The 22,209-nt window shown below is 41.9% G+C and carries 13 protein-coding genes, 1 tRNA gene, 4 rRNA genes, 1 other RNA gene and 1 other annotated feature; of the genes, 3 read left to right on the top strand and 16 right to left on the bottom strand.

Annotated elements, in window-relative coordinates; genetic code table 11:
• Window positions 1–120: 120 nt before the first annotated feature.
• The 8 genes from MKX39_RS00135 to ffs all read right to left on the bottom strand — a co-directional run bounded on the left by MKX39_RS00135 (window position 121) and on the right by ffs (window position 8,723).
• A 23S ribosomal RNA gene (locus tag MKX39_RS00135) occupies window positions 121–3,049 on the bottom strand.
• A 195-nt stretch (window positions 3,050–3,244) separates the two neighbouring features.
• A 16S ribosomal RNA gene (locus tag MKX39_RS00130) occupies window positions 3,245–4,799 on the bottom strand.
• The 16S and 23S rRNA genes sit together here, the layout of an rRNA operon.
• A 267-nt stretch (window positions 4,800–5,066) precedes the next feature.
• Window positions 5,067–5,324, bottom strand: a complete 258-nt coding sequence (locus MKX39_RS00125; RefSeq protein WP_093538741.1) for a pro-sigmaK processing inhibitor BofA family protein — start codon at window positions 5,322–5,324, stop codon at window positions 5,067–5,069.
• Window positions 5,325–5,383: 59 nt separating this feature from the next.
• The gene (locus tag MKX39_RS00120; protein WP_340771269.1) at window positions 5,384–5,596 is read right to left on the bottom strand and encodes a YaaL family protein; all 213 of its coding nucleotides are present in this window, start codon (window positions 5,594–5,596) and stop codon (window positions 5,384–5,386) included.
• 17 nt (window positions 5,597–5,613) lie between these two features.
• A complete protein-coding gene (gene recR / locus MKX39_RS00115; protein WP_093538739.1) occupies window positions 5,614–6,210 on the bottom strand; it encodes a recombination mediator RecR in 597 nt (198 codons plus the stop codon).
• 12 nt (window positions 6,211–6,222) lie between these two features.
• Complete coding sequence (locus MKX39_RS00110) at window positions 6,223–6,543, bottom strand: YbaB/EbfC family nucleoid-associated protein (protein WP_093538738.1); 321 nt, start codon at window positions 6,541–6,543, stop codon at window positions 6,223–6,225.
• Between the two features lie 14 nt (window positions 6,544–6,557).
• The gene (dnaX, locus tag MKX39_RS00105) at window positions 6,558–8,303 is read right to left on the bottom strand and encodes a DNA polymerase III subunit gamma/tau (RefSeq protein WP_340767846.1); all 1,746 of its coding nucleotides are present in this window, start codon (window positions 8,301–8,303) and stop codon (window positions 6,558–6,560) included.
• 152 nt (window positions 8,304–8,455) lie between these two features.
• Window positions 8,456–8,723, bottom strand: an RNA gene (gene ffs / locus MKX39_RS00100) — signal recognition particle sRNA large type.
• Between the two features lie 223 nt (window positions 8,724–8,946).
• Between ffs and MKX39_RS00095 the strand changes: the two genes are divergently transcribed.
• Window positions 8,947–9,039, top strand: a tRNA-Ser gene (locus MKX39_RS00095).
• A 177-nt stretch (window positions 9,040–9,216) separates the two neighbouring features.
• Here the strand turns inward: MKX39_RS00095 and MKX39_RS00090 are convergent.
• From MKX39_RS00090 to MKX39_RS00080, 3 genes are all read right to left on the bottom strand, one after another.
• Window positions 9,217–9,885 (bottom strand): deoxynucleoside kinase, encoded by a 669-nt coding sequence (locus MKX39_RS00090; RefSeq protein ID WP_093538736.1) that lies wholly within the window; start codon window positions 9,883–9,885, stop codon window positions 9,217–9,219.
• Window positions 9,886–9,887: 2 nt separating this feature from the next.
• Entirely contained in the window at window positions 9,888–10,520 is a 633-nt protein-coding gene (locus tag MKX39_RS00085) for a deoxynucleoside kinase (protein ID WP_093538735.1), read from the bottom strand.
• A gap of 106 nt (window positions 10,521–10,626) precedes the next feature.
• On the bottom strand, window positions 10,627–11,763 hold the full coding sequence (locus tag MKX39_RS00080; RefSeq protein WP_340767845.1) for a glycosyl hydrolase family 18 protein: 1,137 nt from the start codon (window positions 11,761–11,763) through the stop codon (window positions 10,627–10,629).
• Between the two features lie 76 nt (window positions 11,764–11,839).
• Between MKX39_RS00080 and tadA the strand changes: the two genes are divergently transcribed.
• Window positions 11,840–12,313 (top strand): tRNA adenosine(34) deaminase TadA, encoded by a 474-nt coding sequence (tadA, locus tag MKX39_RS00075; RefSeq protein ID WP_093538733.1) that lies wholly within the window; start codon window positions 11,840–11,842, stop codon window positions 12,311–12,313.
• A gap of 17 nt (window positions 12,314–12,330) precedes the next feature.
• On the opposite strand, the gene serS is transcribed toward tadA, so the two are convergent.
• A complete protein-coding gene (serS, locus tag MKX39_RS00070) occupies window positions 12,331–13,605 on the bottom strand; it encodes a serine--tRNA ligase (protein WP_340761063.1) in 1,275 nt (424 codons plus the stop codon).
• 52 nt (window positions 13,606–13,657) lie between these two features.
• Window positions 13,658–13,876: a binding site (T-box leader), on the bottom strand.
• A 226-nt stretch (window positions 13,877–14,102) separates the two neighbouring features.
• Here serS and pdxR point away from each other — a divergent pair.
• On the top strand, window positions 14,103–15,521 hold the full coding sequence (gene pdxR / locus MKX39_RS00065; RefSeq protein WP_445678039.1) for a MocR-like pyridoxine biosynthesis transcription factor PdxR: 1,419 nt from the start codon (window positions 14,103–14,105) through the stop codon (window positions 15,519–15,521).
• 22 nt (window positions 15,522–15,543) lie between these two features.
• Here the strand turns inward: pdxR and MKX39_RS00060 are convergent, their stop codons facing one another.
• The 4 genes from MKX39_RS00060 to MKX39_RS00045 all read right to left on the bottom strand — a co-directional run bounded on the left by MKX39_RS00060 (window position 15,544) and on the right by MKX39_RS00045 (window position 22,097).
• Window positions 15,544–16,878 carry a serine hydrolase gene (locus tag MKX39_RS00060; protein WP_419957682.1) on the bottom strand — a complete coding sequence of 445 codons (1,335 nt, stop codon included), beginning with the start codon at window positions 16,876–16,878 and terminating at the stop codon, window positions 15,544–15,546.
• A 142-nt stretch (window positions 16,879–17,020) separates the two neighbouring features.
• On the bottom strand, window positions 17,021–18,487 hold the full coding sequence (guaB, locus tag MKX39_RS00055; RefSeq protein ID WP_093538730.1) for an IMP dehydrogenase: 1,467 nt from the start codon (window positions 18,485–18,487) through the stop codon (window positions 17,021–17,023).
• A 379-nt stretch (window positions 18,488–18,866) separates the two neighbouring features.
• Window positions 18,867–18,982 (bottom strand): 5S ribosomal RNA (rrf, locus tag MKX39_RS00050).
• Window positions 18,983–19,168: 186 nt separating this feature from the next.
• A 23S ribosomal RNA gene (locus tag MKX39_RS00045) occupies window positions 19,169–22,097 on the bottom strand.
• Window positions 22,098–22,209: the final 112 nt, after the last annotated feature.

Here is a 22,209-nt window from a genome sequence, read left to right as displayed (position 1 = left end):
GTTAGTACGTTCCTTCCTTCTCTCACTTGTTTCCTAGCACTGCTTGTATCTTGAAACCCTCATAATAGAGTGCTTGTTCACTCAAAACTGGATAAACGACATTGTTACGTTAAACAAAATTTGGTTAAGTCCTCGATCGATTAGTATTCGTCAGCTGCACGTGTCGCCACGCTTCCACCCCGAACCTATCTACCTCATCGTCTTTGAGGGATCTTACTTACTTGCGTAATGGGAAATCTCATCTTGAGGGGGGCTTCGTGCTTAGATGCTTTCAGCACTTATCCCGTCCACACATAGCTACCCAGCGATGCTCTTGGCAGAACAACTGGTACACCAGCGGTGTGTCCATCCCGGTCCTCTCGTACTAAGGACAGCTCCTCTCAAATTTCCTACGCCCACGACGGATAGGGACCGAACTGTCTCACGACGTTCTGAACCCAGCTCGCGTACCGCTTTAATGGGCGAACAGCCCAACCCTTGGGACCGACTACAGCCCCAGGATGCGATGAGCCGACATCGAGGTGCCAAACCTCCCCGTCGATGTGGACTCTTGGGGGAGATAAGCCTGTTATCCCCGGGGTAGCTTTTATCCGTTGAGCGATGGCCCTTCCATGCGGAACCACCGGATCACTAAGCCCGTCTTTCGACCCTGCTCGACTTGTAGGTCTCGCAGTCAAGCTCCCTTCTGCCTTTACACTCTTCGAATGATTTCCAACCATTCTGAGGGAACCTTTGGGCGCCTCCGTTACACTTTAGGAGGCGACCGCCCCAGTCAAACTACCCGCCTGACACTGTCTCCTACCCGGGTTACGGGTATGGGTTAGAATTTCAATACAACCAGGGCAGTATCCCACCGACGCCTCCTCCGAAGCTGGCGCTCCGGGCTCTAAGGCTCCTGCCTATCCTGTACAAGTTGCACCAAAATTCAATATCAAGCTATAGTAAAGCTCCACGGGGTCTTTCCGTCCTGTCGCGGGTAACCTGCATCTTCACAGGTACTATAATTTCACCGAGTCTCTCGTTGAGACAGTGCCCAGATCGTTACGCCTTTCGTGCGGGTCGGAACTTACCCGACAAGGAATTTCGCTACCTTAGGACCGTTATAGTTACGGCCGCCGTTTACTGGGGCTTCAATTCGCACCTTCGCTTGCGCTAAGCACTCCTCTTAACCTTCCAGCACCGGGCAGGCGTCAGCCCATATACTTCACCTTACGGTTTTGCATAGACCTGTGTTTTTGCTAAACAGTCGCCTGGGCCTATTCACTGCGGCTCTTCTAGGCTATGAACCCAAAAGAGCACCCCTTCTCCCGAAGTTACGGGGTCATTTTGCCGAGTTCCTTAACGAGAGTTCTCTCGCTCACCTTAGGATTCTCTCCTCGACTACCTGTGTCGGTTTGCGGTACGGGCACCTTTCACCTCGCTAGAGGCTTTTCTTGGCAGTGTGAAATCAGGAACTCTAGACATACGTCCTCGCCATCACAGCTCAATGTTAAAGAATGCGGATTTGCCTACATTCACACCTTACTGCTTGGACATGCATAACCAACAGCATGCTTACCCTATCCTTCTGCGTCCCCCCATTACTCAAACGGTGGTTTGGTGGTACAGGAATATCAACCTGTTATCCATCGCCTACGCCTATCGGCCTCGGCTTAGGTCCCGACTAACCCTGAGCGGACGAGCCTTCCTCAGGAAACCTTAGTCATACGGTGGACGGGATTCTCACCCGTCTTTCGCTACTCATACCGGCATTCTCACTTCTAAGCGCTCCACCAGTCCTTCCGGTCTGACTTCAACGCCCTTAGAACGCTCTCCTACCACTGATACCAAAGGTATCAATCCACAGCTTCGGTGATTTGTTTAGCCCCGATACATTTTCGGCGCAGCGTCACTCGACCAGTGAGCTATTACGCACTCTTTAAATGATGGCTGCTTCTAAGCCAACATCCTGGTTGTCTAAGCAACGCCACATCCTTTTCCACTTAACAAATACTTTGGGACCTTAGCTGGTGGTCTGGGCTGTTTCCCTCTTGACTACGGATCTTATCACTCGCAGTCTGACTCCCAAACATAAATCATTGGCATTCGGAGTTTGTCTGAATTCGGTAACCCGGGATGGGCCCCTAGTCCAAACAGTGCTCTACCTCCAAGATTCTAACGTTTGAGGCTAGCCCTAAAGCTATTTCGGAGAGAACCAGCTATCTCCAGGTTCGATTGGAATTTCTCCGCTACCCACACCTCATCCCCGCACTTTTCAACGTGCGTGGGTTCGGACCTCCAGTAAGTGTTACCTTACCTTCATCCTGGACATGGGTAGATCACCTGGTTTCGGGTCTACGACCACATACTCATTCGCCCTATTCAGACTCGCTTTCGCTGCGGCTCCGTCTTCTCGACTTAACCTTGCATGGGATCGTAACTCGCCGGTTCATTCTACAAAAGGCACGCTATCACCCATTAACGGGCTCTAACTACTTGTAGGCACACGGTTTCAGGATCTATTTCACTCCCCTTCCGGGGTGCTTTTCACCTTTCCCTCACGGTACTGGTTCACTATCGGTCACTAGGTAGTATTTAGCCTTGGGAGATGGTCCTCCCAGATTCCGACGGAATTTCACGTGTTCCGCCGTACTCAGGATACACTCAAGAGAGAATGAATTTTAGACTACGGGGCTTTTACCCTATCCTGCGGACCTTTCCAGATCGCTTCGTCTAACTCATTCCTTTGTAACTCTATGTAGAGTGTCCTACAACCCCAAAAGGCAAGCCTTTTGGTTTGGGCTATTCCCGTTTCGCTCGCCGCTACTCAGGGAATCGAATTTTCTTTCTCTTCCTCCAGGTACTTAGATGTTTCAGTTCCCTGGGTGTGTCTCAGATGCGCTATGTATTCACGCAAATGTACTGCTCCATTACGAACAGTGGGTTTCCCCATTCGGAAATCTCCGGATCAAAGCTCACTTACAGCTCCCCGAAGCATATCGGTGTTAGTGCCGTCCTTCGTCGACTCCTAGTGCCAAGGCATTCACCGTGCGCCCTTATTAACTTAACCTAAAAGTTAAAAAGTCTTACACGTCGTGATTACGTAAATAATCACAACAGAATTTCTTGTTGTTTATTGTTTCAATGTCGTTTTATCCAGTTTTCAAAGAACAAGCGTTGAATCTTCATATAAAATGAACATTCAAAACTGAACTGCAAAACGTTAAGATACGAATAAAAATTCGTATTCCGATATTATCCTTAGAAAGGAGGTGATCCAGCCGCACCTTCCGATACGGCTACCTTGTTACGACTTCACCCCAATCATCTGTCCCACCTTCGGCGGCTGGCTCCCGTAAGGGTTACCCCACCGACTTCGGGTGTTACAAACTCTCGTGGTGTGACGGGCGGTGTGTACAAGGCCCGGGAACGTATTCACCGTGGCATGCTGATCCACGATTACTAGCGATTCCGGCTTCATGTAGGCGAGTTGCAGCCTACAATCCGAACTGAGAACGGTTTTATGGGATTTGCTCACCCTCGCGGGGTTGCGACCCTCTGTACCGTCCATTGTAGCACGTGTGTAGCCCAGGTCATAAGGGGCATGATGATTTGACGTCATCCCCACCTTCCTCCGGTTTATCACCGGCAGTCACCTTAGAGTGCCCAACTGAATGCTGGCAACTAAGATCAAGGGTTGCGCTCGTTGCGGGACTTAACCCAACATCTCACGACACGAGCTGACGACAACCATGCACCACCTGTCACCGCTGTCCCCGAAGGGAAAAGCCTATCTCTAGGCCGGTCAGCGGGATGTCAAGACCTGGTAAGGTTCTTCGCGTTGCTTCGAATTAAACCACATGCTCCACCGCTTGTGCGGGCCCCCGTCAATTCCTTTGAGTTTCAGTCTTGCGACCGTACTCCCCAGGCGGAGTGCTTAATGCGTTAGCTGCAGCACTAAGGGGCGGAAACCCCCTAACACTTAGCACTCATCGTTTACGGCGTGGACTACCAGGGTATCTAATCCTGTTTGCTCCCCACGCTTTCGCGCCTCAGCGTCAGTTACAGACCAGAAAGCCGCCTTCGCCACTGGTGTTCCTCCAAATCTCTACGCATTTCACCGCTACACTTGGAATTCCGCTTTCCTCTTCTGTACTCAAGTCCCCCAGTTTCCAATGACCTTCCACGGTTGAGCCGTGGGATTTCACATCAGACTTAAAGGACCGCCTGCGCGCGCTTTACGCCCAATAATTCCGGACAACGCTTGCCACCTACGTATTACCGCGGCTGCTGGCACGTAGTTAGCCGTGGCTTTCTAATGAGGTACCGTCAAGGTACGAGCAGTTACTCTCATACTTGTTCTTCCCTCACAACAGAGTTTTACGATCCGAAAACCTTCTTCACTCACGCGGCATTGCTCCATCAGACTTTCGTCCATTGTGGAAGATTCCCTACTGCTGCCTCCCGTAGGAGTCTGGGCCGTGTCTCAGTCCCAGTGTGGCCGATCACCCTCTCAGGTCGGCTACGCATCGTCGCCTTGGTGAGCCGTTACCTCACCAACTAGCTAATGCGCCGCGGGCCCATCCTGTAGTGACAGCGAGATGCCGTCTTTTAACATCTCCCCATGTGAGGAAATGGATTATTCGGTATTAGCCCCGGTTTCCCGGAGTTATCCCAATCTACAGGGCAGGTTGCCCACGTGTTACTCACCCGTCCGCCGCTAAATCAGAAGAAGCAAGCTTCTTCGTCATTCGCTCGACTTGCATGTATTAGGCATGCCGCCAGCGTTCGTCCTGAGCCAGGATCAAACTCTCCATAATAGTTCACTTCCAGTATGCAGAGCACATTGAAAGCGAACAAATTAGAACTAGTTTAAAAGCTCATTTTGTTTTGCTGGCATCATCATTAAATGATGTCCAAAATTGTTTTGCTATCATCCTAACAAGTTAGTTGAAAGCTATGTTTCTTAACGTTTTGCATGTTCAGTTTTCAATGTTCATGTTGTCTGCCATAATGTATTACCTCTTGGCGACTTCTACAATATTACTCGCTTCTCATGATAAAGTCAACACTTTTTGCAAACTTTTTTAAATTAATATAGAAATCGCTACAACAGAGATGATTCCGGGTATACCTAACACTGCCGCTACAGTACCTGTAAACAAATTCACCGGTATTGCATAACCCATTGACCCCACCAATAAATGTACACCATATAATAAGAGTATGGAAAAACCTAAACGAAACAACAAGATAGATAGTCCTTCAAAAAACTTTGGGAATGAATTACGAAATAACAAAAAAGATAAAAGTAATAGTGAACATATAATGATAACAAACTTCATGAGTTACACCCTCCATAAAATCATATCTATCATTATATGTAACTATTGCTCTTGTTATTCTATTTGAGGATGACATTTCTGATCCTTGCTTCTTTATATAGATAGAAGTGGATACTTTCTGCCATTTTCCTTTTAGCAACTGCATCTAAATCGTAGTCATTTAAGTAATCCTCTATTAACTGGGCCTGATGCCACTCTGACTTTGTTTCTTTCATGAGTGTAATGAATTGCTTATCGAATTCCTTTTTCATTTTCCCTTTTTTAGAAAACATCACACCAACACATCCTCCTACAACTCTCGGCGACCTTCTAGAGCTTTAGAGAGAGTTACTTCATCTGCATACTCTAAATCTCCACCTACAGGTAATCCATGAGCAATTCTAGTTGTTTTAATACCAGACGGTTTAACAAGACGTGAAATATACATCGCCGTTGCTTCTCCTTCTATAGTAGGATTGGTAGCTAGTATTAGTTCTTCGATTTCTGTATTTTGCAATCTTTTCAAAAGCGAAGGTACATTGATATCTTCTGGGCCAATTCCATCCATTGGTGAAATTGCTCCATGAAGTACGTGGTATCGTCCGTTATAATCTCTCATCTTTTCCAAGGCAATTACATCTTTTGTATCTTGAACCACACAGATTAAAGATGCATCTCTTTGTTGATCCTGACAAATATGACAAGGATCAATATCGGTTATATGCCCACATACAGAACAAAAACTTAAATTTCGTTTTGCATCAACTAAAGCTTTTGCAAAATCTAAAACAGTATCTTCTTTCATGGTTAAGACAAAAAAAGCCAGACGGGCCGCTGTTTTCGGCCCTATTCCCGGCAATTTCATAAAACTATCAATTAGTTTTGATATCGGTTCAGGATAATGCATCTATTATTCCTCCTAGAACATGCCAGGAAGGTTCAACCCTTTCGTGAATTGACCCATTGTGGAGTTCGCTGTTTCTTCTGCTTTTTTAATAGCATCATTTGTAGCAATAACGATTAAATCTTGAAGCATTTCAATATCATCTGGATCTACTACTGCTGGATCTAGTTCTACTTCTAGTACTTCCTTTTGTCCTGAAACTATAACTTTCACCATGCCACCACCGGCTACTGCTTCAAAACGTTGAGTAGCTAGTTCTTCTTGTGCCTCTTCCATCTTCTTTTGCATTTTTTGCATTTGTTTCATCATACCTTGCATATTTCCCATTCCACGCATAATAATTTTCCTCCTTAGTTATCTTGTACTTCTACAAATTCTTTTCCGAATAATTTCTCCGCCTCTACTATCAACGGATCCTCTGATACTTGTTCCATCGCCTGTAATAGTTCCATTGAGTCATTTGGCTCAGAGGAATTTCCATCAGTTTCTGGAGCGCTTTGTTTTAAACCGTTTTGCTTAATAAAGTCTTCTCGAATCTTTAACCAATTTTCTTCAGGCACATATAACACTTCATACATAGTCCCTGTTAAGTTAGCAATTAACTGGGGAAACGAAGTAGAAAATGTTTTGTTCTCCATAGCCATTTGACAATGAATATCATACTTGAATTTTAACACAAATGCATTAGAAGATGCTGCTACAGGCTCTGCATCATTTAATAAAGCAGCATGAGATTTTTGCAATTGTTGTAAAATACTTGCCCACTGAGATTTAATCACCTGGATATCGGTTTTTGTGGCGGTCTTCAAAATTTCTGATATCCGACCACTCGATACTTTGACGCCTCCAGAGGACTTTTGTCTTTGACGCTTTGGTTGATCTTGCGTTCCAGTAGTAGCTTGCAATGTCATCCCTTGGCTTAATTGCTGTTGTAGTTGTTGTAATTGTGTTTCAAGTACTCGTACCTTTGTTTCTAACTCCGAGTTACTCTCACTTGATACGGTTCCTTCTTTTGGTACGTGTGCCAATCGAATTATTGCTGTTTCTAGATATACTTTCGCATGATTAGAAAAACGCATTTCTTGTTGTGTATTTGTCAAGATAGAAATGCCTTTGTATAAGGTATCTACTTGAAACTTGGAAGCAAGCTCTAAAAACATAGAGTCTCCTGTCGCTATTTCTAGTAATTCAGTTTGCTCAGGAGCAACAAGCAGGACAAGTAAGTCTCTATAGAAAGTTATAAAATCCTCTGTTAATCGAACTGGATCTTTGCCATCTTCGATTAACTTTTCTATACAAGCTAAGGCCTTGGCTATATCTTTGTCTATCAATGCATCTGCTAATTGAAAAAAGACTTCCTGCCCGATTGAACCAGTTACCAGTAATGCATCTTCAATGGTCATTTTATCAGCACTAAAGGATACAACTTGATCGAGCATACTAAGTGCATCACGCATACCGCCGGCGGCTGATTGCGCAATGATTTTCAGTACATCTTCATCGTATTCAATTTTTGCATCCGTTAATACCTCTTCCATGCGAGAGACAATATCACTGGATGTAATTCGTTTAAAATCAAAACGCTGACACCTAGAGATAATAGTTAATGGTATTTTATGTGGTTCTGTTGTTGCTAAGATGAACACAGCATGGGCTGGTGGTTCTTCTAGTGTCTTCAGTAATGCATTGAATGCACTCGTGGAAAGCATATGCACTTCATCGATAATATACACTTTATATTTAGCATTAGAAGGTGCAAATCGTACTTTTTCGATAATATCACGCATTTCTTCTACTCGAGAGTTAGAAGCTGCGTCAAATTCAATCACATCTGTATTTGAGCCTTCTGTTATACTTTTACAAGTTTCACATGTATTACAAGGCTCTTTTGCTGGACCATTTTCACAATTCAAAGCCTTTGCAAATATTTTCGCTGCACTAGTTTTACCTGTACCTCGAGGACCAGAAAATAAATAAGCATGTGTTGTTTTGTTGTAAAGGAGGGCATTTTGAAGAGTTTGCTTAATATGAGTTTGACCGGACATTTCCGCAAACGATTGTGGCCTATAAGCACGGTAAAAAGCTTGATACGACAATCATTTCCCTCCTTCTCATTTCTAATTGTTAATGGTTTCTATTATACCATAAAGCTAACTAGACTTCGCTTATTTATGTATAGTAAATCTTTTTTCCAAATAAAAAACTCATCTGTCTATTAGACAAATGAGTTGAAGTTTAATATTAAATGCCGTGCACCTTCCTTCGATTGAAACACATAAGCGGCACCTTTGTCGTTAACTCAGTTTAGGCTACCCCGCGGCACATGAGAAAACACCACTTAATGCTGCTTCCTTCCGGACCTGACATGGTTCATGGGTACCCATTGCGCAGGACCCAAACGTCAACGTCACGTGCAAATACCAGACCCTACATGTATTCAACCTCAGAGAAGGAGTTCAGTCTCGCTAGAGCGGATTGCGAGTTACAAGACACCGCTACCTTCCCACCTAGCACGGCATTTACAAGTATACTTTTTTTATAGACAAAAATCAATGATAAAGCACAAGTAAATTTATATACATTTACTATTTTATAGTAATAACATAAAGATTTTTTAAAAAATAGAGATAATATTGGCTCGTTTCTTTTCACAATGGTCATATATAGTTTCTCACACTCATTTGACTAAAAATATGTTGACATTCATTTTCTTCTATGATAAATTAGTTGATGTACTTCGGAGGAATACCCAAGTCTGGCTGAAGGGATCGGTCTTGAAAACCGACAGGCGGGTCATACCGCGCGGGGGTTCGAATCCCTCTTCCTCCTCCATTTTATATACACACGCATAAATTTGAGATTGAATTCGTTACATAGGTAACGAATTTTTCTTAAAACATTGTGTTCAGAATATTAAGAAGGTAGCGATATCCGTTAGCTTCTTTTTTTACGCCAAAATAACTTACTTATATAAAAATCCTCCTGTAAATAATCACAGGAGGATTTTATTTATTTACGAATAATAGCAGTTTGTTCCATGAATTGACCAACGCGTTCTAAAATTGTTTCTACGTCATTCGGGTTTGTCATAATATCATAATCATTAATATTCAAACGAAGTACTGGACAACCATTGAATGCATCAATCCATCGCTCATAGCGTCCATGCATTTCTTCCCAGTAAGAGATAGGGGTTTGCTGCTCCATTGGGCGACCTCTATCGTGAATTCGATCGATAATGTCATCCATTGATCCTTCTAAATATATTAGTAAGTTTGGATGTGGGAAATATGGAGTCATTACCATAGCTTCAAACAAGCTCGTATAGGTTTCATGATCTACAGGATCCATCGTACCTTTTTCTTTATGCATTTGTGCAAATATACCAGTATCTTCATAAATAGAACGGTCTTGTATAAAGCCACCGCCATACTCAAACATTCTTTTTTGCTCTTTAAAACGTTCAGCTAGGAAGTAGATTTGTAAATGAAAGCTCCACTTAGAAAAGTCTTCGTAAAAACGATCTAAATAAGGGTTTGTATCTACTTTTTCAAAAGACGTTTTAAAATGTAATGCTTCTGCTAATGCTTTAGTCATTGTTGATTTACCCACTCCAACAGTTCCTGCAATTGTAATGACTGCATTTGAAGGGATGCCATATTTCTCTCTTAAACTCATTATTAATAACTCCTTTTATGCAATGTTGCATCTACTTTTTCTAGTATTATTTGTAGGTCCTTACCATTTTGAACAAAATCTATCTCGTTTCCACTTATTCGAAGAACTGGTACTTCAGGATGCTTTTGTTCGAAGTCATCGATAAACATTCGATAATCTGCTGAGAGCTGCTCCAAGTAGTCAGGGCTAATTTTTTTCTCGAAATCCCTTCCTCGCATATCAATTCGACTAAGAAGTACATCTATACTTGCATCTATATATATGACCATATTAGGAACAGGCATATCCTTTGTTAGGATTTGATATATTGATTCATACTTTTCATATTCTACTTCACTCAATGTACGTTTCGCGAAAATTAGATTTTTGAAAATATGATAATCAGCCACAACTGGATTTTCTTTTGATAAATATTTTTTCTCTATATCACTTAATTGTTTATAACGATTACACAGAAAAAACATCTCTGTTTGGAAACTCCACTCTGCTATATCCTCGTAAAACTTGTTTAAAAAAGGATTCTCATCCACAATTTCTTTCAGTAATGCAAATTGATATTTGGCCGAAATAGCTTTCGCCAGGGAAGTCTTCCCAACCCCTATTGGACCTTCTACTGTTATAAATGGAATGGACATAAGTTTTAACCTCACTCTAAGATTTCAAGTCGTATCATCTATTTTAGCACACGCTGAAAACGAAAAATAGAGCAAATCCACCTTTCCAAGGAAAGGCTAATTTGCTCTATTTTTTCTTCACTTGGAACATTTCATGAAGTAAGTACCAATTTTGTGGAAAGTCAAATCCACTATGCCAATATGCTATTCCTAGCAGCTGCAGTTCTATTAAAAGTTTGAATTTAGCTTGAATAGAACGTGCATCTTCAAACCAAACCTCGTGTTCGATACCATTCTGCCAATAGTGAAAGAAAGGAGCCTGTGCATTTTGATCGTACTCGATTGCGGCATTTCGATCCTTTGCTAGTTGAATAGCCTGTTGTGGACTTAATGCCCTAGCATTTGGGTTTCCTACCTTATAAGGTAATGTCCAATCATATCCATACAAATTCTGCCCCATCATAATTTTACTTGGCAGTATTTCTGTCTTTGCATATTCCAATACTCTACGAACTGGTCCAATTGGAGAGACAGCCATCGGTGGCCCACCACTATATCCCCATTCATAGGTCATAATAACAACAAAATCTGCTACTTCTCCTATTGCCTTATAGTCAAAAGCTTCATACCATCTTCCTGGTTGATCGGCACTAGTCTTAGGCGGAAGTGTTACGGATATAACATATCCTTTAGCAAATTCTTTAAATTCCTTTATAAAGTTCACGTAGTTTTCTCTATCCGTCGCTTCCATATATTCAAAATCTATATGAATATGCTTCGTTCCTCTTTTTTCAGCCTCTGCCACTGCTTGTTTAAACAAATTGGTCTTCACTGCTTCATCGGTGAAAATGGTATGAGCTAGAGAAGCATTAAACCCATAATCTTCAATATTCGCTATGACAATCACTGTTTCTACCTGTTGCTCTTTAGCAATTTCACTTAACGTCCCCCAATTCATCTCCGTCAATGAGCCGTCTCGTAGTACTTCATACGAAAAAGGCATCATATACGTTAAATTGGAGGCTACCTTCTCTACTTGCTCTAGCACACGTTCCGCAGGTACTTCTGTATACCATTCAACATACAAATTTGTTTCAATGGTAGGTCTGTTTGGACTTGGATTTGATGGTAGTACCAGCGCCTGGCCTATTACTAATACATCAGGGTCAGGAATTTCATTTATAGAGACAATACTTTCCACTGTTGTTCCGAACCGTTTGGCGATTGCATATAAACTATCTCCTTGTTTAACTATATGGATCAATGCATCACTCCTTCATCTTAGAGTATGCAAGTTCTCAAAAAAACATGCTAAACTAAGAAGAAGGAGTCGATGAAAAATGGATGAATATTATATGAATTTAGCCATAGAAGAAGCAAAGAAGGCAGCAGCCATTGGAGAAGTTCCTATAGGTGCTGTAATAGTACATAATGATCAAGTTATTGCATCGGCTTACAACTTAAGAGAAACAAGCCTAAATGCCACAACCCATGCAGAACTGCTCGCTATTCAAGAGGCCTGTGCAGCACTTAATAATTGGAGATTAGAAGAAACAACTTTATATGTTACCTTGGAGCCTTGCCCTATGTGTGCAGGAGCAATTTTACAGTCACGAATTCCTCGAGTAGTTTACGGAGCAAGAGATACCAAAGCCGGCTGTGTAGATTCCCTGTACAGACTATTAAATGACGATAGATTTAACCATTGCTGTGACGTCACAGAAGGCATTTTAGCAGAAGAATGCGGCAGTATACTCACTCAATTTTTCCGTAACCTTCGTGAACAAAAAAAGAACCAGAAACGCGGTTTATAGCGAATCTGGTCCTTTTTTTATTTAATAACAGTTTTTCCACCCATATATGGAACAAGAACTTCTGGAACTATAACTGTTCCATCTGCTTGTTGGTAATTTTCTAATATAGCCGCTACTGTTCGTCCCAGTGCTAATCCACTGCCATTTAAAGTATGCACATACTCAGGTTTTCCTCCAGCTTCACGACGAAAACGAATTCCTGCACGTCTAGCTTGGAAATCTTCAAAGTTACTACATGAAGAAATTTCTTTGTATTCACCATAGCTTGGTAGCCAAACCTCTAAATCGTATTTCTTTGCAGCTGTAAAGCCTAGATCTGCTGTACACATATGAAGTTTACGATATGGCAGACCTAACAATTGTAATACTTTTTCTGCATGTCCAGTTAAAAGTTCTAACTGCTCATAAGAATCCTCTGGCTTTACAAAACGAACTAACTCGACTTTGTTAAATTGATGTTGACGTATTAACCCACGAGTATCGCGACCTGCTGATCCAGCTTCAGAACGGAAACAAGCACTATAAGCAGTGAACGCTTGTGGAAGTTCCGCTCCATCTAATATTTCGTCTCTATAAAAATTTGTTACAGGTACTTCTGCCGTTGGTATTAAGAAATAATCCTCTTCTCCAATTAGGAAAGCATCCTCTTCAAACTTTGGAAGTTGCCCAGTGCCTGTAAGACTTGCACGATTTGCTAAATAAGGAGGAAGCATTTCTTCATAGCCATGCTCTTCAGCATGTAGGTCCATCATGAAGTTTAATAATCCACGTTCCAGTCTTGCTCCTAGTCCACGATAAAATGCAAAACGACTTCCTGTTACTTTTGCCGCTCGTTCAAAATCTACTAATTTTAAATCTGTCGCAATATCCCAATGTGCTTTCGTTTCAAAATCAAATGACGGAACTTCTCCCCATTTAAGTATTTCTACGTTATCATCTTCAGAATCACCAATCGGTACACTATCATGCGGAATATTGGGGATTCGCATCATCATATGTTCAAATTTTTCTTCTACATCCCGAAGCTCATCGTCTAATGATTTTATTGCATCGCCTACTTCACGCATACGTGCGATAAGTTCATCCGCATTTTCTTTGTTTCGTTTCATCAGAGATATTTTTTGAGAAAACTCGTTTCTTTCAGCCTTTAACACTTCTGTTTTCGCAATCAATTCACGACGCTTTTGATCTAAAGGTTGGAATTGATCAAATTCTGAAATATCTTCCCCACGCTTAGCAAGTTTTGCTTTAACTGTTTCATAATTATCACGTACAAATTTTACATCCAACATATAATATTCCTCCTTAAAATTTTGAAAACACAAAAAAGCCCCCATCCCATGAAAAAGGGACGAGAGCATACCCGCGTTGCCACCCTGATTGATCCTGTCATAGACAGAATCCACTTACTTGTACTCTAACGGCTTTTCAACCGGCACGACCTACTAATCATTCAGCCGCACAACTCAAAGGACGGATTCACAAGTGTTTATATCAGCTTTCACCAACCGCTGACTCTCTATAAAAAACGAGCTTGTTACTGCTTCCTATCATCGTTTTTGATTCATGAAATTACTCATACTTTACTATACGTGAACTTCTTTTGCAAGACTTTCCTATATCTTCTCTACAATATAACATTGCCTTCCTACATGACGAGAGTTTGTGAAAGGATTTCCAATTGTTTATGCAAGTGCTCCATTATTTTTATTAAATTTAGTATAATAAAATATGACCATACTATAAGTTTCTAAAATAAATCAAAAGAAGTGGTCAGATGGGAGAAATAATGGATTTCCTAATGTTTCAGTTAATACATAATTCAAAAACCCCACTATATGAACAATTATATCAATCCATAAAGAAAGCCATAATAAACGGAACAATTGAAGAAGGTATTAAGCTTCCCTCTAAAAGAAAGCTTGCCGAATATTTAGCAGTCAGTCAGACAACGATTGAGTTTGCCTATAGCCAGTTAGTTGCTGAAGGGTTTATAGTATCTGAACCTCGACGTGGATACTTTGTTCAAAATTTAGAAGAATTAGCGATCATTGAACAAGGTATTGCTTCTATCGTGCCGGAATCGACTGATACACCTTCCTTTTCGGTCGATCTTTCTACAGGTAAAATTGATACAGACTCTTTTCCTTTTAAGACTTGGAGAAGATATGCGAAGGACATTGTAAATGAAGAAAATGGGGAGTTACTACAGTTAGGTCATCCCCAAGGAGATTATTTATTAAGACAGCAAATTTCTTCTTACTTATTCCAATCTAGGGGAGTAAAGAGTACACCTGAACAAATTATTCTAGGCTCAGGTACTGAACAAATTATGCCGCTCATTATTCATTTGCTTGGTGAAAAGGCAGTGTATGGATTTGAAAACCCTGGGTATCCACTTACACATCACTTATTTTTTAATGATAGTAGGATGTCTGTACCTATAGCAGTAGATAATGATGGGGTCATAGTTTCTAAACTAGAGCAATCTTTTGCAAATGTGATGTATGTGACTCCCTCTCACCAGTTTCCGACAGGAGCAGTATTGTCTGCAACCCGCCGCAGCCAGTTACTAGCGTGGGCATATCAGCAGGATAATAGATACATTATTGAAGATGATTACGATAGCGAGTTTAGATACACGGGTAAGCCTATTCCATCCCTACAAGGTATAGATCAAAATGAACGGGTCATCTATTTGAGTACATTTTCTAAGTCACTAATGCCTTCTTTGCGAATAGCCTATGCAGTTCTACCAAAGTCTCTAATCTTACAATATAAACAAAGATTTTCTTATTATGCAGCTACAGTTCCTCGAATGGATCAGCATATACTAGCAAACTTTATGGAAGATGGTTACTTCGCAAAACATTTAAATAGAATGAGAAAAATTTATAAACGTAAGTTAGAAATTATTACAAAAACTATTTTACAATACCATCCCACGGTTAGTATTTCTGGAGAACAGGCGGGAATGCATATTTTACTGACCATTCGTACAACTAAAACAGAGACAGAACTAGTGAAACTTGCTGAGCAAGCGGACATTCGGATTTATGGTCTTCAGGATTACATTTCATCGAATTTAGATGAGCAAACTTTTCCAAAGCTTGTACTAGGTTTTGGTGGCCTAAAAATGGAACAAGTTGCTTCTTCTATTCATCAACTGATGAAAGCACTAGAAATTAAAAAGCACCGTAACTCTTGATGAGCTACGGTGCTTCTGCTATTTAAAATAATCCACCTATAAAGTCTGTTGTGCTGTTCCATAAATTACCGAAAAATTTACCGATCCCTTGGAACATTAAGCTTATCCAACTAGAACGTTCTACCGCTTCAGTAGTTACTACATCTGTTTCTGCCGCTTGATCAGTTATATAGCCATAGTCAGTTCCTTCAGATTTCTCTAAGTGAACTTTACCTACAACTGTGTCTTTTTTAATAGCTGCTTCAAGCGTCTCTTTAGTTGGTGTAAATACAGGCTTGTACAATTCTTTTTCATTTGTCTTAATAATCATAGAAATGGGTTCCTTCACAGCAATTGCAACTGTGTCCTCTTTCCCTTTTTCTACTTTTAATGTGGCTTGTTTTGGAATTTTAAATCCTGCTGGAACAATCTCTTCTTTAGAAAACTGGGAGAACCCATAATCTAATAGAGCTCTTGTTGCATCAAAACGTGCTTTGTACGAACCTTTTCCATCTGCACCCACTGCTTTCATTACGACAGAAATAACACGCATTCCGTTCTTTTGAGCAGTTGCAGTAAAGGAATGACCTGCAAATTCTGTTGTTCCGGTTTTCAATCCATCTACGCCTTCATATTCATATACTAAACCTGGTAACATCCAGTTCCAGTTACTCATCTCTATTGCATCAGAAGTTCCTTCACGGAATATTTTCTTAGGAATCTTTGTAGTTTCTAAAACTTCAGGGAAATCTTTCATCAAATAATATGCAAGAATTGCCACTGATTTGGCAGGCATTACGTTTTCATCAGAAGCATTAGTACTCGCTGGGTGCATACCTTGTAAATCTTCATTATTTAGACCTGAAGAATTGACGAATTTATATCCTTCTAGTCCCATCTCTGCTGCTTTTTCATTCATTAGCTTTATAAAATTATCTTCAGTACCTGCAATTGTTTCAGCAATTGCTATAGTAGCAGCATTTGCAGAATATATGGCCATTGCTTCATAAAGCTCTTGAATAGAATAGCTACCATCTTCACGTAGTGGTACATTACTTAAACGACGATCCTGAGAGATTTTGTATGTATATTCAGTAACATTATATTGTTGATCCCATGTTACTTTACCTTCTGCTATTGCTTCAAATAACAAATACTCCGTCATCATTTTCGTCATACTTGCTATTCCAAGCGCTGTCTCAGAATTCTTTTCATATAAAATTTTTCCTGTCTCTGCATCGATTAAAATTGCTGCATCTACATTTAAATTCAAGCTTTCCTCTGCTTTTGTAGCAGCAGGCATACTACATACTACTGACACAAGAAACATCGGAAGTACAAGCCACTTTATCATTGATGTCATCCATACCTTCTTCACTATCGTACCTCCACCTTTTGGTTTTATCATTGCTCATTTTATCATACTTTAGCAAGGTAGGACACTTGTATACAAAAAAGCACCCATTCGTCCTAGTTTAAGACGACAAATGGGTGCAAAAGTTTCTATCTAGTGCAATTACTTACGATATAGAGTAGTTTGGAGCTTCTTTCGTAATTTGAACATCATGAGGATGACTTTCACGTAATCCAGCACCAGTCATGCGGATAAATTGTGCATTCTCTCTTAGCGCTTCAAGTGTACCTGTTCCACAATACCCCATTCCTGCACGAACACCACCTAGTAATTGGTGCACAGTATCAGAAAGTGGTCCTTTATAAGGAAGACGGCCTTCAATGCCTTCTGGAACTAATTTTTTTGCATCTTCTTGGAAGTAACGGTCTTTTGAGCCTTTTTCCATAGCTGCAATTGATCCCATTCCGCGATAAGTTTTAAAACGTCTGCCTTGGAAAATTTCTGTTTCTCCAGGACTCTCTGTCGTACCAGCAAGTAAACTTCCTAACATAACAACATGTCCACCAGCAGCTAAAGCTTTTACAATATCACCTGAATACTTAATACCACCATCAGCAATTATTGTTTTACCTGCTTTGCGAGCCTCTGTAGCACAATCGTATATAGCTGTAATTTGAGGAACCCCAACACCCGCTACAACACGAGTAGTACAAATAGAACCAGGGCCGATACCAACTTTGACAACATCAGCTCCTGCTTCAAATAAAGCCTTAGTTGCTTCACCAGTAGCAACGTTACCAGCTACGATATCTAAATCTGGATAAGTGTTGCGAATTTCTTTTACCGTATCCATAACCCCTTGAGAATGACCATGTGCTGTATCAATAACAATCACATCTACTTGTGCTTCTACAAGTTTTTGCACTCTAAGCATCGTATCTTTTGTAACACCTACTGCAGCGCCAACTAACAAGCGTCCATGATGATCCTTTGCAGCATTAGGAAATTCAATCACTTTTTCAATATCTTTAATAGTGATTAATCCTTTTAGTTTTCCATTTTCATCAACGATAGGTAACTTTTCAATTTTATATTGTTGAAGAATTTTCTCTGCATCCTCAAGAGTGGTTCCAACAGAAGCTGTAACTAGTTGTTCCTTTGTCATTACATCATCAATTTTTAAAGAGTAATCTTGAATAAAACGTAAATCACGGTTTGTGATAATGCCGACTAATTGTAAATCTTCTTCATTATTTACAATAGGGACACCGGAAATTCTATATTTCCCCATCAAATGCTCTGCATCATATACTTGATGAGTTGGAGTTAAAAAGAAAGGATCTGTAATAACTCCATTTTCTGAACGTTTAACTGTTAGTACTTGTTCAGATTGTTCTTCAATACTCATATTTTTATGAATAATTCCAAGTCCGCCCTGACGTGCCATTGCTATTGCCATTTTAGCTTCTGTTACTGTGTCCATTCCTGCACTAATCATTGGTATATTTAATTTAATTTTATCCGTTAATTGCACAGATAAATTGATATCTTTTGGTAAAACTTCCGATTGAGCTGGAACTAATAAAACATCATCAAATGTTAATCCTTCTTTTTGAAATTTAGACTCCCACATTTTTCAAAATTCCTCCTCGTTAAATGAATATTATTACAAGGTTATCAGCGCTTCTTGTAAGTGTCAAGAATCCGCAAATAATATGTTTATTCGGATTTTTCTTTCTATATTATTTAAATCAACTACTAATGCTTAATTTTCTTAATATGTATATATAAAGTAGAAATATGATTAATGTTCGAGCAATTATATAAGATTACTTATTTTAACCAGTTCAAATGCGGTGCTTTATAGATGTTAGACTTAGTGGAGTTTTCATTTTATCGATAGGTATATACTTTAAGAGATTATTCTATCTGCTGAGGATTAAGATTTTTTAGTATTGAATAGAATAAAAAAAGTCGTTACCGATATAACTCGGTAACGACTTCTTTTTGGTGCCCAGCGACGTCCTACTCTCACAGGGGGAGACCCCCAACTACCATCGGCGCTGAAGAGCTTAACTTCCGTGTTCGGTATGGGAACGGGTGTGACCTCTTCGCCATCATCACTAGACTCTTTCGGCTTCCAATATACGGCGCATTGCGTTGTCAACTTCATTCGATCTGTCAGTCACGTACGTTAGTACGTTCCTTCCTTCTCTCACTTGTTTCCTAGCACTGCTTGTGTCTTGAAACCCTCATAAATAGAGTGCTTGTTCACTCAAAACTGGATAAACGACATTGTTACGTTAAACAAAATTTGGTTAAGTCCTCGATCGATTAGTATTCGTCAGCTGCACGTGTCGCCACGCTTCCACCCCGAACCTATCTACCTCATCGTCTTTGAGGGATCTTACTTACTTGCGTAATGGGAAATCTCATCTTGAGGGGGGCTTCGTGCTTAGATGCTTTCAGCACTTATCCCGTCCACACATAGCTACCCAGCGATGCTCTTGGCAGAACAACTGGTACACCAGCGGTGTGTCCATCCCGGTCCTCTCGTACTAAGGACAGCTCCTCTCAAATTTCCTACGCCCACGACGGATAGGGACCGAACTGTCTCACGACGTTCTGAACCCAGCTCGCGTACCGCTTTAATGGGCGAACAGCCCAACCCTTGGGACCGACTACAGCCCCAGGATGCGATGAGCCGACATCGAGGTGCCAAACCTCCCCGTCGATGTGGACTCTTGGGGGAGATAAGCCTGTTATCCCCGGGGTAGCTTTTATCCGTTGAGCGATGGCCCTTCCATGCGGAACCACCGGATCACTAAGCCCGTCTTTCGACCCTGCTCGACTTGTAGGTCTCGCAGTCAAGCTCCCTTCTGCCTTTACACTCTTCGAATGATTTCCAACCATTCTGAGGGAACCTTTGGGCGCCTCCGTTACACTTTAGGAGGCGACCGCCCCAGTCAAACTACCCGCCTGACACTGTCTCCTACCCGGGTTACGGGTATGGGTTAGAATTTCAATACAACCAGGGCAGTATCCCACCGACGCCTCCTCCGAAGCTGGCGCTCCGGGCTCTAAGGCTCCTGCCTATCCTGTACAAGTTGCACCAAAATTCAATATCAAGCTATAGTAAAGCTCCACGGGGTCTTTCCGTCCTGTCGCGGGTAACCTGCATCTTCACAGGTACTATAATTTCACCGAGTCTCTCGTTGAGACAGTGCCCAGATCGTTACGCCTTTCGTGCGGGTCGGAACTTACCCGACAAGGAATTTCGCTACCTTAGGACCGTTATAGTTACGGCCGCCGTTTACTGGGGCTTCAATTCGCACCTTCGCTTGCGCTAAGCACTCCTCTTAACCTTCCAGCACCGGGCAGGCGTCAGCCCATATACTTCACCTTACGGTTTTGCATAGACCTGTGTTTTTGCTAAACAGTCGCCTGGGCCTATTCACTGCGGCTCTTCTAGGCTATGAACCCAAAAGAGCACCCCTTCTCCCGAAGTTACGGGGTCATTTTGCCGAGTTCCTTAACGAGAGTTCTCTCGCTCACCTTAGGATTCTCTCCTCGACTACCTGTGTCGGTTTGCGGTACGGGCACCTTTCACCTCGCTAGAGGCTTTTCTTGGCAGTGTGAAATCAGGAACTCTAGACATACGTCCTCGCCATCACAGCTCAATGTTAAAGAATGCGGATTTGCCTACATTCACACCTTACTGCTTGGACATGCATAACCAACAGCATGCTTACCCTATCCTTCTGCGTCCCCCCATTACTCAAACGGTGGTTTGGTGGTACAGGAATATCAACCTGTTATCCATCGCCTACGCCTATCGGCCTCGGCTTAGGTCCCGACTAACCCTGAGCGGACGAGCCTTCCTCAGGAAACCTTAGTCATACGGTGGACGGGATTCTCACCCGTCTTTCGCTACTCATACCGGCATTCTCACTTCTAAGCGCTCCACCAGTCCTTCCGGTCTGACTTCAACGCCCTTAGAACGCTCTCCTACCACTGATACCAAAGGTATCAATCCACAGCTTCGGTGATTTGTTTAGCCCCGATACATTTTCGGCGCAGCGTCACTCGACCAGTGAGCTATTACGCACTCTTTAAATGATGGCTGCTTCTAAGCCAACATCCTGGTTGTCTAAGCAACGCCACATCCTTTTCCACTTAACAAATACTTTGGGACCTTAGCTGGTGGTCTGGGCTGTTTCCCTCTTGACTACGGATCTTATCACTCGCAGTCTGACTCCCAAACATAAATCATTGGCATTCGGAGTTTGTCTGAATTCGGTAACCCGGGATGGGCCCCTAGTCCAAACAGTGCTCTACCTCCAAGATTCTAACGTTTGAGGCTAGCCCTAAAGCTATTTCGGAGAGAACCAGCTATCTCCAGGTTCGATTGGAATTTCTCCGCTACCCACACCTCATCCCCGCACTTTTCAACGTGCGTGGGTTCGGACCTCCAGTAAGTGTTACCTTACCTTCATCCTGGACATGGGTAGATCACCTGGTTTCGGGTCTACGACCACATACTCATTCGCCCTATTCAGACTCGCTTTCGCTGCGGCTCCGTCTTCTCGACTTAACCTTGCATGGGATCGTAACTCGCCGGTTCATTCTACAAAAGGCACGCTATCACCCATTAACGGGCTCTAACTACTTGTAGGCACACGGTTTCAGGATCTATTTCACTCCCCTTCCGGGGTGCTTTTCACCTTTCCCTCACGGTACTGGTTCACTATCGGTCACTAGGTAGTATTTAGCCTTGGGAGATGGTCCTCCCAGATTCCGACGGAATTTCACGTGTTCCGCCGTACTCAGGATACACTCAAGAGAGAATGAATTTTAGACTACGGGGCTTTTACCCTATCCTGCGGACCTTTCCAGATCGCTTCGTCTAACTCATTCCTTTGTAACTCTATGTAGAGTGTCCTACAACCCCAAAAGGCAAGCCTTTTGGTTTGGGCTATTCCCGTTTCGCTCGCCGCTACTCAGGGAATCGAATTTTCTTTCTCTTCCTCCAGGTACTTAGATGTTTCAGTTCCCTGGGTGTGTCTCAGATGCGCTATGTATTCACGCAAATGTACTGCTCCATTACGAACAGTGGGTTTCCCCATTCGGAAATCTCCGGATCAAAGCTCACTTACAGCTCCCCGAAGCATATCGGTGTTAGTGCCGTCCTTCGTCGACTCCTAGTGCCAAGGCATTCACCGTGCGCCCTTATTAACTTAACCTAAAAGTTAAAAAGTCTTACACGTCGTGATTACGTAAATAATCACAACAGAATTTCTTGTTGTTTATTGTTTCAATGTCGTTTTATCCAGTTTTCAAAGAACAAGCGTTGAA

The sequence above is a fragment of the Psychrobacillus sp. FSL K6-1464 genome, from assembly GCF_038003145.1.
In the GTDB taxonomy this organism is placed as follows: Bacteria; Bacillota; Bacilli; order Bacillales_A; family Planococcaceae; genus Psychrobacillus; species Psychrobacillus psychrotolerans.
Note: the sequence above shows the minus strand (reverse complement) of the source record. Positions and strands in the feature narration are given on the sequence as shown.

Excerpts from the sequence above, each read along its gene's own strand:
- MKX39_RS00125 (WP_093538741.1), bottom strand. The coding sequence starts at position 5,324 with ATGAAGTTTGTTATCATTATATGTTCACTATTACTTTTATCTTTTTTG.
- MKX39_RS00120 (WP_340771269.1), bottom strand. The coding sequence starts at position 5,596 with ATGTTTTCTAAAAAAGGGAAAATGAAAAAGGAATTCGATAAGCAATTC.
- recR (WP_093538739.1), bottom strand. The coding sequence starts at position 6,210 with ATGCATTATCCTGAACCGATATCAAAACTAATTGATAGTTTTATGAAA.
- MKX39_RS00110 (WP_093538738.1), bottom strand. The coding sequence starts at position 6,543 with ATGCGTGGAATGGGAAATATGCAAGGTATGATGAAACAAATGCAAAAA.
- MKX39_RS00090 (WP_093538736.1), bottom strand. The coding sequence starts at position 9,885 with ATGAGTTTAAGAGAGAAATATGGCATCCCTTCAAATGCAGTCATTACA.
- MKX39_RS00085 (WP_093538735.1), bottom strand. The coding sequence starts at position 10,520 with ATGTCCATTCCATTTATAACAGTAGAAGGTCCAATAGGGGTTGGGAAG.
- tadA (WP_093538733.1), top strand. The coding sequence starts at position 11,840 with ATGGATGAATATTATATGAATTTAGCCATAGAAGAAGCAAAGAAGGCA.
- serS (WP_340761063.1), bottom strand. The coding sequence starts at position 13,605 with ATGTTGGATGTAAAATTTGTACGTGATAATTATGAAACAGTTAAAGCA.
- pdxR (WP_445678039.1), top strand. The coding sequence starts at position 14,103 with ATGGATTTCCTAATGTTTCAGTTAATACATAATTCAAAAACCCCACTA.
- guaB (WP_093538730.1), bottom strand. The coding sequence starts at position 18,487 with ATGTGGGAGTCTAAATTTCAAAAAGAAGGATTAACATTTGATGATGTT.